14 protein-coding genes are annotated in these 15,123 nt (G+C 70.0%); 9 read left to right on the top strand and 5 right to left on the bottom strand.

Annotated features, from left to right (window positions below; translation table 11 throughout):
- The first annotated feature begins 166 nt into the window (after positions 1 to 166).
- The gene (gene mgtE / locus ACFOGJ_RS14350; RefSeq protein WP_379901514.1) at positions 167 to 1,543 is read left to right on the top strand and encodes a magnesium transporter; all 1,377 of its coding nucleotides are present in this window, start codon (positions 167 to 169) and stop codon (positions 1,541 to 1,543) included.
- Between the two features lie 19 nt (positions 1,544 to 1,562).
- Here the strand turns inward: mgtE and ACFOGJ_RS14345 are convergent, their stop codons facing one another.
- Complete coding sequence (locus ACFOGJ_RS14345; RefSeq protein ID WP_379901512.1) at positions 1,563 to 2,366, bottom strand: helix-turn-helix transcriptional regulator; 804 nt, start codon at positions 2,364 to 2,366, stop codon at positions 1,563 to 1,565.
- Between the two features lie 157 nt (positions 2,367 to 2,523).
- On the opposite strand from ACFOGJ_RS14345, the gene ACFOGJ_RS14340 reads away from it, so the two are divergent.
- The 3 genes from ACFOGJ_RS14340 (at position 2,524) to ACFOGJ_RS14330 (ending at position 4,416) form a co-directional block, all read left to right on the top strand.
- The gene (locus ACFOGJ_RS14340; protein WP_379901510.1) at positions 2,524 to 3,396 is read left to right on the top strand and encodes a nitroreductase family protein; all 873 of its coding nucleotides are present in this window, start codon (positions 2,524 to 2,526) and stop codon (positions 3,394 to 3,396) included.
- A 204-nt stretch (positions 3,397 to 3,600) separates the two neighbouring features.
- Positions 3,601 to 3,837: a hypothetical protein gene (locus ACFOGJ_RS14335; RefSeq protein WP_379901508.1), complete on the top strand. Its 237-nt coding sequence runs from the start codon at positions 3,601 to 3,603 to the stop codon at positions 3,835 to 3,837.
- Positions 3,838 to 3,933: 96 nt separating this feature from the next.
- On the top strand, positions 3,934 to 4,416 hold the full coding sequence (locus ACFOGJ_RS14330; protein ID WP_379901507.1) for a hypothetical protein: 483 nt from the start codon (positions 3,934 to 3,936) through the stop codon (positions 4,414 to 4,416).
- A 28-nt stretch (positions 4,417 to 4,444) separates the two neighbouring features.
- Here ACFOGJ_RS14330 and ACFOGJ_RS14325 read toward each other — a convergent pair whose 3' ends face one another.
- A complete protein-coding gene (locus ACFOGJ_RS14325; protein WP_379901505.1) occupies positions 4,445 to 5,260 on the bottom strand; it encodes an SDR family NAD(P)-dependent oxidoreductase in 816 nt (271 codons plus the stop codon).
- 82 nt (positions 5,261 to 5,342) lie between these two features.
- Complete coding sequence (locus tag ACFOGJ_RS14320; RefSeq protein ID WP_379901503.1) at positions 5,343 to 6,596, bottom strand: polyhydroxyalkanoate depolymerase; 1,254 nt, start codon at positions 6,594 to 6,596, stop codon at positions 5,343 to 5,345.
- A gap of 268 nt (positions 6,597 to 6,864) precedes the next feature.
- Between ACFOGJ_RS14320 and ACFOGJ_RS14315 the strand changes: the two genes are divergently transcribed.
- The 5 genes from ACFOGJ_RS14315 (at position 6,865) to ACFOGJ_RS14295 (ending at position 12,493) form a co-directional block, all read left to right on the top strand.
- Complete coding sequence (locus tag ACFOGJ_RS14315; protein ID WP_379901501.1) at positions 6,865 to 7,521, top strand: glutathione S-transferase family protein; 657 nt, start codon at positions 6,865 to 6,867, stop codon at positions 7,519 to 7,521.
- A 226-nt stretch (positions 7,522 to 7,747) separates the two neighbouring features.
- On the top strand, positions 7,748 to 8,695 hold the full coding sequence (locus ACFOGJ_RS14310) for an FAD binding domain-containing protein (protein WP_379901499.1): 948 nt from the start codon (positions 7,748 to 7,750) through the stop codon (positions 8,693 to 8,695).
- Between the two features lie 12 nt (positions 8,696 to 8,707).
- Positions 8,708 to 9,196: a (2Fe-2S)-binding protein gene (locus ACFOGJ_RS14305; protein ID WP_379901497.1), complete on the top strand. Its 489-nt coding sequence runs from the start codon at positions 8,708 to 8,710 to the stop codon at positions 9,194 to 9,196.
- Positions 9,193 to 11,568: a xanthine dehydrogenase family protein molybdopterin-binding subunit gene (locus ACFOGJ_RS14300; RefSeq protein WP_379901496.1), complete on the top strand. Its 2,376-nt coding sequence runs from the start codon at positions 9,193 to 9,195 to the stop codon at positions 11,566 to 11,568. The genes ACFOGJ_RS14305 and ACFOGJ_RS14300 overlap by 4 nt, the downstream gene beginning before the upstream one ends.
- 10 nt (positions 11,569 to 11,578) lie before the next feature.
- Complete coding sequence (locus ACFOGJ_RS14295) at positions 11,579 to 12,493, top strand: polysaccharide deacetylase family protein (protein WP_379901495.1); 915 nt, start codon at positions 11,579 to 11,581, stop codon at positions 12,491 to 12,493.
- A 497-nt stretch (positions 12,494 to 12,990) separates the two neighbouring features.
- Here ACFOGJ_RS14295 and ACFOGJ_RS14290 read toward each other — a convergent pair whose 3' ends face one another.
- Both ACFOGJ_RS14290 and ACFOGJ_RS14285 read right to left on the bottom strand, forming a co-directional pair.
- Positions 12,991 to 14,499 carry a 4-hydroxyphenylacetate 3-hydroxylase family protein gene (locus ACFOGJ_RS14290; RefSeq protein ID WP_379901493.1) on the bottom strand — a complete coding sequence of 503 codons (1,509 nt, stop codon included), beginning with the start codon at positions 14,497 to 14,499 and terminating at the stop codon, positions 12,991 to 12,993.
- Between the two features lie 124 nt (positions 14,500 to 14,623).
- Entirely contained in the window at positions 14,624 to 15,118 is a 495-nt protein-coding gene (locus ACFOGJ_RS14285; protein WP_379901491.1) for a flavin reductase family protein, read from the bottom strand.
- Positions 15,119 to 15,123: the final 5 nt, after the last annotated feature.

The following is a 15,123-nucleotide window of genomic DNA, read 5'->3' as shown; positions in this document are numbered from 1 at the left end:
CGCGGCTTCCCGCTTCCAGCCGCCCGCCAGATTCCAAGCCGCCCAGTCCTACGCCAGTCCGCCGCCGCCACCAAGCTGCCGGCGTCGCGAAACCGTCACACGGAACCGCTTGCGGGGCCGTCCGTTCCGACTATCGTCCCCGCACCTTCTGCCGGCAGGAAGCACCATGAAGCTCGAGGATCTGCAACGCGCCGCCCATGGCGAACCGGAGGCGGTGGCCGCCGTCGCCGACGCCCTGAAGCGGGGCGCCACCGGCGAGCTGCAGGCGGTGACCGACCTGCCGCCGTTCGAGGCGGCGCGGCTGATCCTGCAGTTGAAGCCGAAGCGGGCGCGCAAGCTGCTGGACATGCTGCCGGACGCGCCGAGCCTGGCGCTGGTCGCGGAACTCGACCCCTGGATCAGCGAGCATCTGCTGGACGAGAAGCTGCAGAAGCGGATCTCCCGCATCGCCGCCCGCCTGCCGGTGGAGGATGCCGCCGATTTCCTTGCCGACACGCCGGAGGAGCTGAAGGAACGGGCGCTGGCGGAGCATCCACACCAGGCCGCCCTGCGCACCGCGCTGGACTTCCGGGAGGAGACCGCCGGAGCGATCATGCAGCGCCGGCTGGTGGCGGTGCCGATCGGGATGAATGTCGGCGAGGCGGTGGCCGAGATCCGCGCCCGCGCCGACCGGATCGACCGGCTCTACACCGTCTACGTCGTGGATGCGGAGCGGCGCCTGCTCGGCTTTCTGAAGCTGCGCGACCTGCTGCTGAACCCGCCGGAGACGCCGCTGCGCGACCTGGTGCGGATGGACGCGGTCTCCGTCTCCGCCGACACCGACCGGGAGGAGGTCGCCCGCCTGGCGGAGCGCGCCGACCTGGCGATGGTGCCGGTGGTCGATGCGCAGGGCCGGCTGCTCGGCGTCGTCACCACCGAGGACCTGCTGGAGACCGAGCGCGAGGAGGCGGCCGAGGACATGATGCTGATGTCGGGCCTGGACCCCGACACCAGCCCCGCCGACAGCCCGCTGCAGATCGTGCCGCGCCGGCTGCCCTGGCTCGCTGCCGGTCTGATCGGCTCCGGTACCGCGGCCCTGGTCGTCGGTTCCTACGAGGATGCGCTGGCGGAAGCGGCGATTCTCGCCACCCTGATCCCGATCGTCATGTCGCTGGCCGGCAATGCCGGCATCCAGGCTTCCACCGTCACCGTGCAGGCGCTGGCCTCCGGCAGCTACTGGGCCGGCGACATCTTCGGCCGCACCCTGCGGGAACTGGGCGGTGCGCTGCTGAACGGCATCGCTGTCGCGCTGATCGTCACCCTGGGCATCTTCGTCCTGTCCACAATCGCCGAGGTGCCAAACCCGGACCTGCTGGCGCTGACCGCCGGGCTGACCCTGGTCGCGGTGATGGCCCAGGCCTCCGTCATCGGTTCCCTGGTGCCGGTGATCCTGGACAAGCTGAAGTTCGACCCCGCCGTCGCCACCGGCGTCTTCATCACCACCTCCAACGACGTGATCGGGGTGCTGATCTTCTTCGTGATCGCCACCACCCTGTACCTGTGAGGGTCGGACCGGCGGCGGATCAGGCGCGGAACAGCGCCTTCATCCCGTCCACCCCGATCCGGGCATAGGCCCGCTTGCGGTGGGTGACGACGGTGCTTTCGGCGATGCCCAGTTCCATGGCGATCCGGGCCGCACTCTGTCCGGCCAGGACCCGCGCCGCGACCGCGCATTCCCGCGGGGTCAGGTCGGGGAAGCGCCGCCGCAGGCGGGCCTCCCCTTCAGCCGGGGAAGCGTCCGCCGCCGGCGGCAGGCTGGCCAGGTGCCGGTCGACCACCTCCAGCAATAACGGGAAGGCGCCGGTCGCCGCCTCGCGCAGGCCGTCGGCGAAGGGGCCTGCGGCGCGGCTGCGGTACAGGCTCAGCGCAACCCGATCGCGCCCGCCCGCCCGCACCAGCGACAGCCGGTCGACAATGCCGGTGCGGTCGTAGCAGGCCCGCCGGTAGCCCAGGTCGGCGATCTCGTCCGCCCGCTGGTAGGTCAGGCAGAGACCCTGCTCCCGCGCCGCCGTCAGGATCCGGAAATTCGCATCCTCGCCGTAGTGGCGCATATAGCCCTCCGCCGCATGCGCCGCATTCAAAGGGTGGGTGGTGGTGGCGGTGCCCAGCAGGCGCGGTGCCGTCGCGGGGTCGCCGCCGGTCCCCGCCGCCGCCACCTGTCCCGGGGCGAAGATCGAGACGAAGCTGGCGCCGAAGCTTTCGGCGCAGAACGCCAGCATGGCGTCGGTAAAGCCGGCCCCGCCGATTCCGGCGACCAGCCGCTGGACGGCCGCCACGGGCACCTGCCCGTCGGATGGTCCGGCCTCGTCAAAGCTGCGGATCTGCATGGCGGCCTCCCCTGCCGCATCGGTCTGTTCGGCCGCCGCATCATAGGGCTTCGATCCCGCCGCGGGCGAGAGCGGGCTTTTCCCCATTCCTGGGGAATGATCCCTGGCCGGCGCCGCGCTAGCTTCCGTGCAAAGGCCATGGAACCGGGAGGAACGGATGAACGCGGATTTCCAGGACGTGGTGCGCCGGCGGCGCAGCGTGCGGCGGTTCGAGGCGGGCCGGTCGGTCGACCGGGCGGCGCTGCAGCGGATCGTCGATGCCGGCCGCTGGGCGCCGTCGGGCGCAAACGTGCAGTGCTTCGACTTCATCGTCGTCGACGAGCCGGCGATGCGCGACGCGGTGACGGAGGTCTTCCTGCGCCAGGCGCAGCGCCTGGTGGACCATGCCAAGGGCTTCCCGGCGGTGAAGAAGAGCTACCTGGCGAACACGGTGGCGATCGTCCTGGTGCTGGGCGATCCCCGCTGGAAGGTCTGCTTCCCGCAGCCCACCAGCCCCGACTGGGAGCGGGAATATCTGGACAACAACCAGGCGATCTTCCTCTGCTCCCTTGGCGCTGCGGTGCAGAACGTCCAGCTGGCCGTGGCGGCGGAGGGGCTGACCTCCGCCTGGCTGTCCGGCGGCGGCGAGGAGATCACCAACCGCGAGCTGTCGGACCTGCTCGGCTATCCGGACTGGATGCGGGCCTACGGCACGGTGCCGATCGGCTACCCGACGGAGGAGGAGCATCGCCGCTACCGCCGGCCGCTGGCGCAATGCCTGCACTGGAACCGCTACAACCCGGAACAGTACCGGCGCCACGCGCAGGTGGATTTCTACGAGAGCAGCCTGCGCCCCTTCGCCATGTACCGGCACCACGAGGAAATGGCCGCCTGGCCGGACCGGGCGGAGAAGCTGGGCGACTGGGACACTGCCTTCACCGGGCCGAACCCCAATCCCGGCGGCAGCCTGGAGCCGGCGGCCGATTTCTCGAAGCCGCGGGTGGCGGGCCAGGCGACGAAACGCCGGCAGACCCGGGCGGACGAGTCCTAGAACAGGCGAGGGCGCGATGTTTTCCTGCGAGGAGCTGCGCTACGAGGCGCTGCCGCTGCCCGACAGGATCGAGATGCCGGATGCACAGATGCAGGCGGCGGCGGAGGCGTTCCGCGACCATCTGCGGCGTCGGCACGGCTGGCGGCGGAAGAGGAGGAGCGCTGGGGCGCGCTGGCCGACGGCAGCCGCTACAAGAACGACTATTTGCCGGAAAGCGTCGGCATCGCCACCGGCTTCCTGATTGCGGCCCTGCACCATGCCGGGCTGGTCGCCCTGACTCATACGCCGAACCCGATGCGCTTCCTGAACGGCCTGCTGGGGCGGCCGGAATCCGAGAAGCCGATGATGATCCTGGCCGTTGGCCACCCGGCGGCCGATGCCACCGTGCCCGCAGCGGCGAAGCTGAAGAAGCCGCTGGCGGAGATTCTGACGGTCAGCTGAGCTTCATCCGCCAACACGCGGCCGCTGATCGGACCCAAGCTCCCGCCGGAAGGAAATCGATCTATAGTGCCGACGGGCCGGTACGGGAGACAGACGATGGATAAGATGCGATTCGGCCTTGGTCTGGCAGTGCTTGGCCTCGGTACCTCGATCGCGGCCGGCGCAGAGGCCGGCTGCGGCAATATCCTCACGAGCAACGGGTCCTGCCTGTATTTCGGCCTGCCCGAACCGGCCACTCTGCAGGATCGGGGGGCCGCGACGGGCATGGCCGCCGCAAGGGCCGGCGGCGTGGTATGCCACCTCGGCGACGGCGAACCGCTGGTGGCGGGGCATGCCGATTCCTGCACCCGCGCCGGCGGGACCGTCGCCCCGGCAGCAGGCGCCGGCAGCCCCAACGGTCCGGGACCGATCATCGGCTACATGCCGGTGACGCAATACGTGCCGGTCTTTGCCGCTCCGGCCGGCGGGATGCAAGCCGCGGTGGCGTGCAGCTTCGGTGCGGTGCGGCTGAGTGCCGCCAGCGTCGAGGATTGCGAGCGGGCCGGCGGCACCGTCAGCCCGGCGGAAGCCGCGAAGTGACCCTCCCAGAGTAGGCCCTCCGGCGTCGCTACTGGACCATCGGCCCGCTGACCGGGATCGGCGGCACGGCCACCTTGCGGGTCAGCGCGCCGTCGACCGGCAGAACCGCACCCGAGGTGCAGCCCGACAGGTCTGAGGCCAGGAACAGGATCGCCTTGGCGATGTCTTCCGGTTCCGCCGGCCGGCCGAGCGGGATCGCCTCCCCGACCGCGGACCAGTAGTCGTCGTCGAGCGCGGCGACCAGGCGCGGGGTGCGCACGAAGCCCGGCGCGATCGCGTTGACCCGGATGTTGCGGGGGCCGAGCTCCACCGCCGCGCAGGCCACCAGGTGGTGCAGCGCCGCCTTCGCCGCACCGTAGATCCCCTGCTTCGGGATCGACATGGTCCCCGACATCGAGCCGACGAAGACCAGGCTGCCGCCGCGCTCGCCCAGGCCCGCGGAAGCGGCCTGGATCGCCAGCCAGGCATGGCGCAGCCCGATGTCGAAATGCCAATCCCAGACCGCATCCGACGCCTCGGCGATCGGCTGGTTGTCGGCCATGCCGATGATGTCGACCAGTCCGGCGAAGCTGTCTCCCAGGCGGGCGGCGACGGTCTCGAAGACGGCATCCATGCCCGCCCGGCCGGTCACGTCGGTGGCGACCGCCGTGCCGCCGACCTCCGCCGCGATCCGGTCGGCCCGGTCGCGGTCGCGGTCCACCAGCACCAGGTCCGCCCCGGCCTGAGCCAGGGCATGGGCGGCCTGGCGGCCGATCCCCTGGCCGGCGCCCAGCACCACGAAGCCGCGGCCGTCCAGGCGCAGTGCCTGCAGATAGTCGGGCACTGCACTGTTGTCGGTTGTCATTCATTCCCCTCCGGAAGCCATGCGATTGCGGCCGCCATGGTTCATGGCGGCGCGGCCGGCGTCCAGGCGGGACGTTTCGCGGCTATTCGGCGGAGAGGATGAGGTTGCGCACGATCGGGTAGATCTGGCCTTCCCAGCGGCGGCCGTTGAAGACGCCGTAATGGCCGACATCGGCCTGCAGGTGGTGGCGCTTCAGATAGGGCTTCAGCCCGGTGCAGAGGTCGTGGGCGGCGACCGTCTGGCCCATCGAACAGATATCGTCGCGTTCCCCCTCCACCGTCAGCAGGGCGGTGCGGCGGATCGCGGCGGGCTTCACCTTCTGGCCGCGGAAGGTCAGCTCGCCGGTGGCCAGCTGCGCCTCCTGGAACACCTTCTGCACGGTCTCCAGATAGAATTCCGCGGTCAGGTCCAGCACCGCGAAATACTCGTCATAGAAGACCCGCACGGCCTGCGCCTTTTCCCGGTCGCCATTGGCCAGGTGGCGGAACAGGTCGCCATGCGCCTTCACATGGCGGTCCGGGTTCATCGCCATGAAGGCCATCAGCTGCATATAGCCCGGATAGACCTTCCGGCCGGCGCCCGGATGGCAGGGCGGCACGGTGGCGATCAGATTGCGCTCGAACCAGTCGATGGAGCGTTCCGTCGCCAGGTGGTTCACCTCGGTCGGGTTGATCCGCGTATCGACCGGCCCGGCCATCAGGGTCAGGCTGGCGGGCTGCGCCGGATCGCGCGCCTCCGCCATCAGGGCGACCGCAACCAGGGCCTGCACGCAGGGCTGGCAGACCGCGACCACATGAGTGTTCGGGCCCAGATGCCGCAGATAGGTCATCAGATGCTCGACATATTCGTCGAAGCCGAAGCGACCGGCGGCGAGCGGCACGTCGCGCGCATTGTGCCAGTCGGTGATGTAGACGTCGTGTTCCCGCAGCAGGGTGCGCACGGTGCCCCGCAGCAGGGTGGCGAAATGGCCCGACAGCGGCGCCACCACCAGCACCTTCGGCTGCGGCGCCTCGCCGCCGTTCGCGGTGGGCGCGCCCTCCTTTGCGAAGCGCAGCAGGGTGCCGAACGGCGTCGTCAGCGCCGCCTCTTCCCGCACCGCGACCTGGCGGCGGCCGACGGGTACGGAATCGATGCCGAAGGGCGGCCGCCTGTGGCTCAGCTTCGTATCGGCCAGCAGCGCCCAGCCGGCGGTCATCGCCCGCCAGGCCGGCAGCCCGCCCATCCAGCCGTCCAGGGTGCCCATGGTCCAGCCGTCCGCAGTTTCCACCGCCCGCCGCGCCAGCGCCCGCATCGGGGCGGCGAGGTTCGACTGGATCTCATAGGCCAGGTAGTGCATGGGCGATGGCAGTCCGCTCTCGATGGGTACGCCGCTTCATGCGGCGACAGTCCGGTCCGCCCCACCCGCCAGGGCGATGCCGCCGGCGGGGGGATGGGGCAGCCCGACCAGCAGTCTGCCATGCAACAGGTTAAGGTTCTTTTGCTGCGTTGCGAAAGAGGGAAGCGGCATTTATGTTGCGTTGCGAGGCAAAAATCGGTCGACGCGGCCGGCCCCTGCCCCCGGAAACCTCCGGGTCGGCAGCGGCCCGGCCAGCGGGGAGAGGTGGATGGCCAAGGCGGTCCTGACGATTTCCAGCAAGAACTACTCCTCCTGGTCGCTGCGGGGCTGGCTGCTCTGCCGCATGGCCGGCCTGGATTTCGAGGAGGAAGTCGTCGGCCCGGACGACAGCGCCAGCCGGGCGGAGCTGCTGCTGCTCTCTCCCTCCTTCCTGGTGCCGCGGCTGCAGCATGAGGGCGCAATCGTCTGGGACACCCTGGCGATCGCGGAGTACCTGGCCGAGCTGGACCCCAAAAAGGGAATCCTGCCGGAGGAACGGGTGAAGCGGGCGCATTGCCGCGCCGTCTCCGGCGAGATGCATTCCGGCTTCTACAATCTGCGCTCCGCCCTGCCGATGAACCTCAAGGCCCGCTTCGAGGGCTTCAAGATCTGGTCGGGCGCCAAGCCCGACATCGAGCGGATCCTGGAGATCTGGCGCGACTGCTTGAAGACCTATGGCGGGCCGTTCCTGTTCGGCAATGCGCCGACCCTGGCGGATGCTATGTATGCGCCGGTCTGCACCCGCTTCCGCACCTACGACGTCGCGCTGGAGGAGGCGACTGCCGCTTATTCCGAGACGATCCTGTCCTGGGCGCCGATGCTGGAATGGACCGAGGCCGCCCTGGCCGAGCCGGAAGAGATCGAGGAGCTGGACGTCGAGTTCTAGCCGGGGATCGACTGGCAGCGGCAACTCCGTCCCCCTCCTGGCGGCTGGCGATGCCCGGCTGCCGGCACGCGCGGCAGCCTGTCCCGATTTCAGCGAAGAGTCCGTCGGGCGCGGCCCGATGCCGCTCATCCTGGCGCACTTCCTACAATCCACCCCCCGCCTGATGGGCCGGCGGCTGTCGAAGCGATTGACGACGCCGGCAGCAACTTTCACACTGTGAAAGTCAATGTCCTGGATCGACCGCCTGCCATCAATCCGGCAAGCGCCGAAGGGACTGGTGGACGTGCGGCAGGGCATGGGGGCCGATGCGGAAGCGATGAAGTATTTCGAACCCACCGACCTGGGCGAAGCCTTGGATCTTCTCGCTTCGGACGAGGATCTTGCCTGCCTCGCCGGCGGCCAGACTCTGGTCGGCGTCCTCAATCTCGGGGTTGCCGAGGTCGGCGGGCTGGTTTCGCTGCGGCGCATCAGCGGCTTGAATGAAATTCAAGTCAATGAAACCGGCGTGACCGTCGGTGCGATGGCCACCCATGCCGCCGTCGCCCGCGATGCCCGCCTGGCGGGCCGCTTCGCGCTGTTGAAAGAGGCAGCGGGACGGATCGCCCACCCCGCCATCCGAAGCCAGGGCACGATGGGCGGCTCGATCTGCCATGCCGATCCCGCCGCGGACTATCCCGGGGTCCTCGTTGCCCTTGACGCGCAGGTGGAGGTCGCCGCGGCCACCGGCCGGCGGCGGATCGCCGCGCAGGACTTCTTCGTCGACTTCCTGACCAATGCCCTGGAGCCCGGCGAGATGGTGACCGCCGTGCATTTCCCCCCCGCTCCGGCCGGCGCGCGGGAGGCCGGCATCTACGAGAAGTTCACCCGGGTGGACGGCGACTATGCGACCGTCTCCGTCGCCTGCACCATCGGCATGGACGGCACGGCCTGCAGCAGCGCCGGCATCGCGCTCGGCTCCTGCGACGTGCGCCCGGTGCGCAGCACCGCGGCGGAGGCCGCGTTGCTGGGCGGCAGCCTGGACGATGCGGCGGTGGCGGAGGCCGGCCGCCTGCTGGCGGAGGCCGCCGATCCCCAGACCGACACCCGCGGCAGCGCCGACTATCGCCGCCGCCTGATCCCGGGGCTGGTGGCGCGCGCGATCGGCCGCGCCCGCGCCGCGCTCGACCTGCAATAGGGAAGCCCTGCGATGTCCGAGAAGCTTCACCTCACCCTCACCGTGAACGGCGAGACGCAGGAGGTCCTGGCGCCGCCGGAGCGCACCCTGCTGGACCTGCTGCGCGACCAGGTCGGACTGACCGGCGCGAAGAAGGCCTGCAATGCCGGCATCTGCGGTGCCTGCACCGTGCTGCTGGACGGCGAGCCGGCGCGCGCCTGCCTCTGCCTGGCCGTGACCGTCGGCGAGCGGCCGGTGACAACGGTCGAGGGGCTGATGACAGGCAACCGCCTGTCGCCGGTGCAGCAGGCCTTCGTCGATTCCGGGGCGATCCAGTGCGGTTTCTGCATGACCGGCATGATCGTCTCCGCCACCGCGCTGCTGGCGGAGAACCCGGACCCCGATATCGACGCGATCCGCGAGGGGCTGTCGGGCAATCTCTGCCGCTGCTCCGGCTATGTGAAGGTGATCGAGGCGGTGCAGCTGGCGGCACGCTACCGGCGGGAGGGACAGACGGCATGAACAAGCCACTCGAAGGCAACCCGCTGGAAGGCGCGATCGGTCTGAGCCTGCCGCGGCTGGAGGCGGTGGAGAAGGCGCTGGGCCAGGCGCGCTTTACCGAGGACCTGGTGCTGCCGGGCATGCTGCACGGCGCCCTGCTGACCAGCCCGCATCCCCATGCCCGGATCCGCGGCTACGACATCTCCGCCGCCCTGGCCCTGCCGGGGGTGAAGGCGGTGGTCACCGGCGACGATTTCGAGACCCGCTATATGGGCCTGGTGGTGAAGGACGAGACGGCGCTGGCCAAGGACAAGGTGCGCTATATCGGCGAGCCGGTCGCCGCGGTGGCCGCCGTGGATGCGGAAACCGCGCGCGCGGCCGTGCACCTGATCGAGGTCGACTATGAGGAACTGCCGGCGGTGTTCACGCCGGAGGAGGCAATGGCGCCGGGCGCGCCGCTGCTGCACGAGGACTACGGCAGCTATTTCAAGATCTTCGACGCCGTCCACGACGGCAACATGCTGTCGAAGGCGGAGATCGTCGGCGGCGACCCGGATGCGGCGATGGCGAAGGCCGACAGGGTGTTCGAGAATGTCTACGAGCTGTCGGCCCAGTACCATGCCTATATGGAGCCCGGGGTGGCGCTGGCGCAGGTCGATCCGGATGGCAGGGTGACCGTCTGGTCCTCCACCCAGAGCGTGTTCCGCACCCAGGCCAACATTGCCGAGAGCCTGGGCATCCCGATGGCGAAGATCCGCTGCATCAGCCCGCGCATCGGCGGCGGTTTCGGCGGCAAGTCGGAGGCGACGGTGCAGCCGGTCGCCGTGCTGCTGGCACAGAAGGCCGGCCGGCCGGTGCGCATCGCCCTGTCGCGGGACGAGGACATGACCGCGATGCGGTCCCGCCATCCGGCGCGGGTGACCTGCCGCACCGGGGTGATGAACGACGGCACCATCGTCGCCCGCCACCTCGACATCCTGATGGATGGCGGCGCCTATGCCGACGACAGCCCGGCGGTGATGATGCTGGCGGCCTATTTCGGCACCGGGCCCTACCGGATCCCGAACTACCGGCTGGGCGGCCGCGCCGTCTATACCAACAAGCTGCGCGCCGGCGCCTTCCGCGGCTTCGGCAATCCGCAGGCGACCTTCGCCACCGAGGCGCAGCTGGACGAGATCGCCGGGGCATTGGGCATCGACCCGTTCGAGCTGCGGCTGAAGAACGCTCTGCAGCCCGGCGACCGCTGGATCGACGGCCATGCCATCGACAGCTGCACGATCACCGACTGCCTTGAGGCGCTGCGCGACGGCATGGACTGGCCGGCCCGCAGGGCGAAGGCTGCGGCCGCTGCCCGGCCCGGCCGGCGCCGCGGCATCGGCATCGCCGCGGTCGCGCATCTCTGCGGCTTCATGGCGACCAGCGCCTTCGTGCGCCTGCTGGAGGATGGCAGCGTCGCGCTGAACACCGGCGCGGTCGATATCGGCCAGGGCTCCAACACCGCCCTGACCCAGATCTGCGCCGCGGCCCTGGGCCTGTCGCCGGACCAGGTGCGCTGCGTCGACGCCGATACCGACACCGCGCCCTACAATTCCGGCACCAATGCCAGCCGGGTCACCTACATGGTCGGCCGCGCCATCGGCGAGGCCGCCGACGTGGTCCGCAGCAAGATCCTGGAGCATGCCGGCGAGATGCTGGAGGCGCATACCGGCGACCTGGAGCTGCTGCCCGGCGGCAGGGTCGCGATCAAGGGGGTGCCGGGCAAGACGATCAGCTTCCAGGAGGTCTCGATCCGCGCGCACTGGGCGACCGGCGGGCCGATCATGGGCACCGGCAGCTTCGTCTACGAGGCGGGCGAGGTCGACCCGAAGGTGGCGCTGACCAAGGGCTTCATGTCGTTCAACGGCGCCGGCGCCTATACCTTCGCCGCGCAGGCGGTGGAGCTGGAGGTCGACGAGGTGACCGGCCAGGTCGAGGTGCTGGAGGTCTGGTCGGCGCACGATGTCGGCCGGGCGGTCAATCCCGGCGCCGTCGACGGGCAGATCCAGGGCGGCGTGGTGCAGGCGCTGGGCTATGCCCTGACCGAGGAAATGGTCTGGGCCGACGGCCGCCTCGCGAACCCCAGCTTCATGGACTACAAGATCCCCGGCACGATGGACGTGCCCTACGGCATCCACGCCATCGTGCTGGAAAAGGCGGAGCCGACCCATCCGTTCGGCGCCAAGGGGGTCGGCGAACCGCCGATCATCGGCATCGCGCCGGCCGTCTCCAGCGCCATCCACGACGCCACCGGCAAGCGCCTGCGCCGGTCGCCGATGACCCCGGAGCGCGTGTTCCGCGCCCTGGCCGGCGAGGGCGACGGGGTCGGCATCGACTGGCCCAATGGTCAGTGCTGAGGATGCGGATATGACCGCCACCGCCGACTATCCCCGCGACCTGGCCGGCTATGGCCGCCGCCTGCCTGACCCGCAATGGCCGGGCGGCGCGCGGATCGCGGTGAACATCTGCCTGAACCTGGAGGCCGGCGGGGAATCCAGCATCCTGCATGGCGACGGCGCCTCCGAAGGCCTGCTTACCGATATCGGCTGGCCCTCGATCCCCGCCGCGCGGTCGATGCTGGCGGAGAGCGCCTTCGAATACGGGCCCCGCCGCGGCGCCTGGCGGCTGCTGCGGATGATGCGCGAACGCGGCATCCGCGGCTCCATGCTCTGCGTCGCCATGGCGATGCAGCGGGTGCCGGACCTGGCCGCCGCCCTGGTCGAGGACGGGCACGAGGTGGTCAGCCATGGCTGGCGCTGGATCGACTATCAGGATGTGCCGAAAGCGGTTGAGCGCGAGCATATCGGCCTGGCGGTGCAGAGCCTGGAGGCGCTGACCGGCCGCCGTCCCGTTGGCTGGATGACCGGCCGGCCGGGCCCGAACACCCGCCGCCTGGTGGCGGAGGAGGGCGGCTTCCTGTACGACCGCGACGCTCTGAACGACGAACTGCCCTACTGGGTGGAAGCCGCGGGCCGGCCGCACCTGGTGATCCCCTATTCCTACGAGACCAACGACAACCGGTTCGACGGCAATGCCGGCTTCAACACCGCCGACGATTATTTCCAGTACATGCGCGACGCCTTCGACCTGCTCTATGCCGAGGGCGCGGAGGAACCGCGCATGCTCTCGCTGGGCCTGCACGACCGGCTGATCGGCCGTCCGGGCCGGGCCGTCGGCTTCGCCCGCCTGCTGGACCACATGCAGGGCCATGACGGCGTCTGGTTCGCCACCGGCGAGGAGATCGCGCGGCACTGGATGACGGTGCATCCGGCGCAGGGGTGACGCGGGCCTTACCGCCTCCTACGTCGTGCCCGGCCCAGAGCCTGGGATCGCGACGCGACGGTGACGCTGCGCGGCCGAGCCGCCGCACCGCCCTGCCACGATCCTCGGGTCAGGCCCGAGGACGACGGAAAGCAGGGTGCAGGCCGCAGGGCCCGTTGCAACGCAACCGCCACGCCCGCTCCTTCGTCGCCGTCATCCCAGGCCTTGAGCCTGGGATCGCGACGCGACGGTGACGCTGCGCGGCCCAGCCGCCGCGCCGCCCTGCCACGATCCTCGGGTCAGGCCCGAGGACGACGGAAACGCGGGGTGCAGGCCGCTGGGCCCGTTGCGGCGGTACCGCGACGCCCGCCCATCGGCGCCGTCGTCCCAGGCCTTGAGCCGGGCACCCATTCCGCCAGCCGTGCCGGTGCACATTGCTGCTCAACCCAGGGAAGCCAAAACCGTATGCGGAATGGATGGCCGGCTCGGGGGCCGGCCATGACGGAGGATGAGGCTCCCTACTCCGCCGCCGCAGGTGCCGCCAGCTTGTCCATCTCCTGTCCGCGGTTCAGCACCTCGCCGGTGTCGTAGCTGTCCAGCAGCCCGTCCAGGGTCTCGTCGAACTGCGCCCAGCGACATTCGCGGGCATTGTGGATGCGCACCACGAAGGCCGGGCCCATGTAGAAGCGTTCGTACTGGGTGTGCCGGCCGGCGAAGTCGGTGCCCAGGATGTCCCACGCCAGCTTCATCACCTTGTAGCGGTCCAGGGCGGAGGCGGAGGACATGTCCCACAGTTCCTCGAAGGTCGCGCGGGTGTCCGGATTGTCCATCACCGAGACATCGGCCGGCATCTGCAGCACGCCGCCGCCGAGCAGCTCGCGCACCTTGGCGCAGATATGGTCGTACTGCTGGGTGGCGAAATAGATCGCCGCGTACATGTAGTGGCGGTTGTAGTTGACCCAGCCGCCGGGCAGTTCCTCATGGCCCTGGATCTGGCCGTCGACCATGGCAGAGACCTGGCCGTAGAGCGCCGCGAGGTGGCCCAGTTCGTCCTGTACCGCCGGAATCCTGTCGGTGCCGGCCAGTTTGGTGATGCGTCGGGCGAGCGCGATCAGCAGCCGGATCTTGGCGCGGTAGCGCACGCTCGACTGGTGGTTCGACAGGGTATGGGCGGGGGTCTTCAGGTAGATCTCGCGGCTCAGCTCGCCCTCGTTGTGGACGAAGACCCGCTCCCACGGCACATGCACCCGGTCGCAGACCACGATGCAGTCGCTCTCGTCGTAGCGATAGGCCAGCGGGTTGTCGAACTCCGACACCGAATAGCGTTCGAACGGCTTGCGCGACCAGAGCGACAGGCCGGGCGCGTTGCAGGGGATGCAGGCGGTGATCGCCTCCCCCTCATGGCCTGGCGCCAGCGGCAGCAGGTTGCCGATCCAGACCTCGTCGGAATAGGCGGCGGAGGTCGCCAGCATCTTCATGCCGGAGATCACCAACCCGGAATCGGTCTCGTCGACGACGGTCAGGGCGGGTTGCCGGGTGGTGCGGCCGCCGCCATAGCGGGCGTCGCGCGATCCCGGCGGCGGGGTCACCGCATGGCTGACGAACAGGTCGGCGCGCCGGGCATGCTCGTAATAGGCCCGGACATTGTCGGCGAACTTGCAGGCCCCGCTGTCGAAGATTTCCGGCTGCATGCCGATGCCGGTGATATAGCCGCCGATGAAGTCGGGCGACCGCCCCATCATGCCGTAGGTCAGGTCGGCGATGGCGGTGGCGCAGCGGGTCCGGTGCTCCAGGTCCGCGCGGCTGCGCGGCCGCAGGTAGTAGGCGGCGAAGCGTTCGCCATCCTCCTCGTAGGTCAGCGCGTCGCGGGTCTCCGGCTCGAAGCGCGCGTCATAGATCCGGGCATAGGAGCGTGCGCCGTTGCGGAACCCGGGATGGGTGGTGACATCGTCGACCCGCTCGCCGCCGATATAGATCACCCGCCCGTCGCGCAGGCCCTCCAGATATTCCTTGCCGGTCTTGATCATCGGCCGCCGCCTCCGTGCTGCGCCGGCCGGGCCAGCAGATGCCGGACATGCCGGAAAGTGACTTTCATAGCGTGAAAGTCAGTGTAGCGAAGGCGGTGGAACCTGCAAGGCGGCATGACCGCCGTCAGTGCGGAACAGCAAGTTCCCGGTAGCTGCCGCCGAAGAAGACCAGGGGTGCCGCGCCCGGCCGTTCCGCCAGCCCAAGCACCCGGCCCACCAGGATGACATGGTCGCCGCCGTCATAGACCGCCCAGCGGGCGCAATCGAAGACCGCCATCGCCTCCGCCAGCAGCGGCGTACCGCCGGACCCCTCGACCACGCGGGCGCCCTGCCATTTCGCGGCGCCGCGGCGCGCGAAGCGGTCGGAAAGGTCGCGCTGTTCGGCAGCGAGAATGTTGATGCCGAAATGGGAGGCCGCCAGGAAGCCCGGCAGGCTCTGCAGCCGCCGGTCGAGGGAGACCAGGACCAGCGGCGGCTCCAGGGAGACGGAATTGAAGGAATTTGCGGTGATGCCGAGCCGGTCGCCCGAAGGGTCGCGGCAGCTGACCACGGTGACGCCAGTGGCGAAGCTGCCCAGGGCGTCGCGCAGGCGGCGCGGCTCAGGCGGCGCGAGGTCCAACGGCC

Source organism: Marinibaculum pumilum, from assembly GCF_042646425.1.
In the GTDB taxonomy this organism is placed as follows: domain Bacteria; phylum Pseudomonadota; class Alphaproteobacteria; order Ferrovibrionales; family Ferrovibrionaceae; genus Marinibaculum; species Marinibaculum pumilum.
Note: the sequence above shows the minus strand (reverse complement) of the source record. Positions and strands in the feature narration are given on the sequence as shown.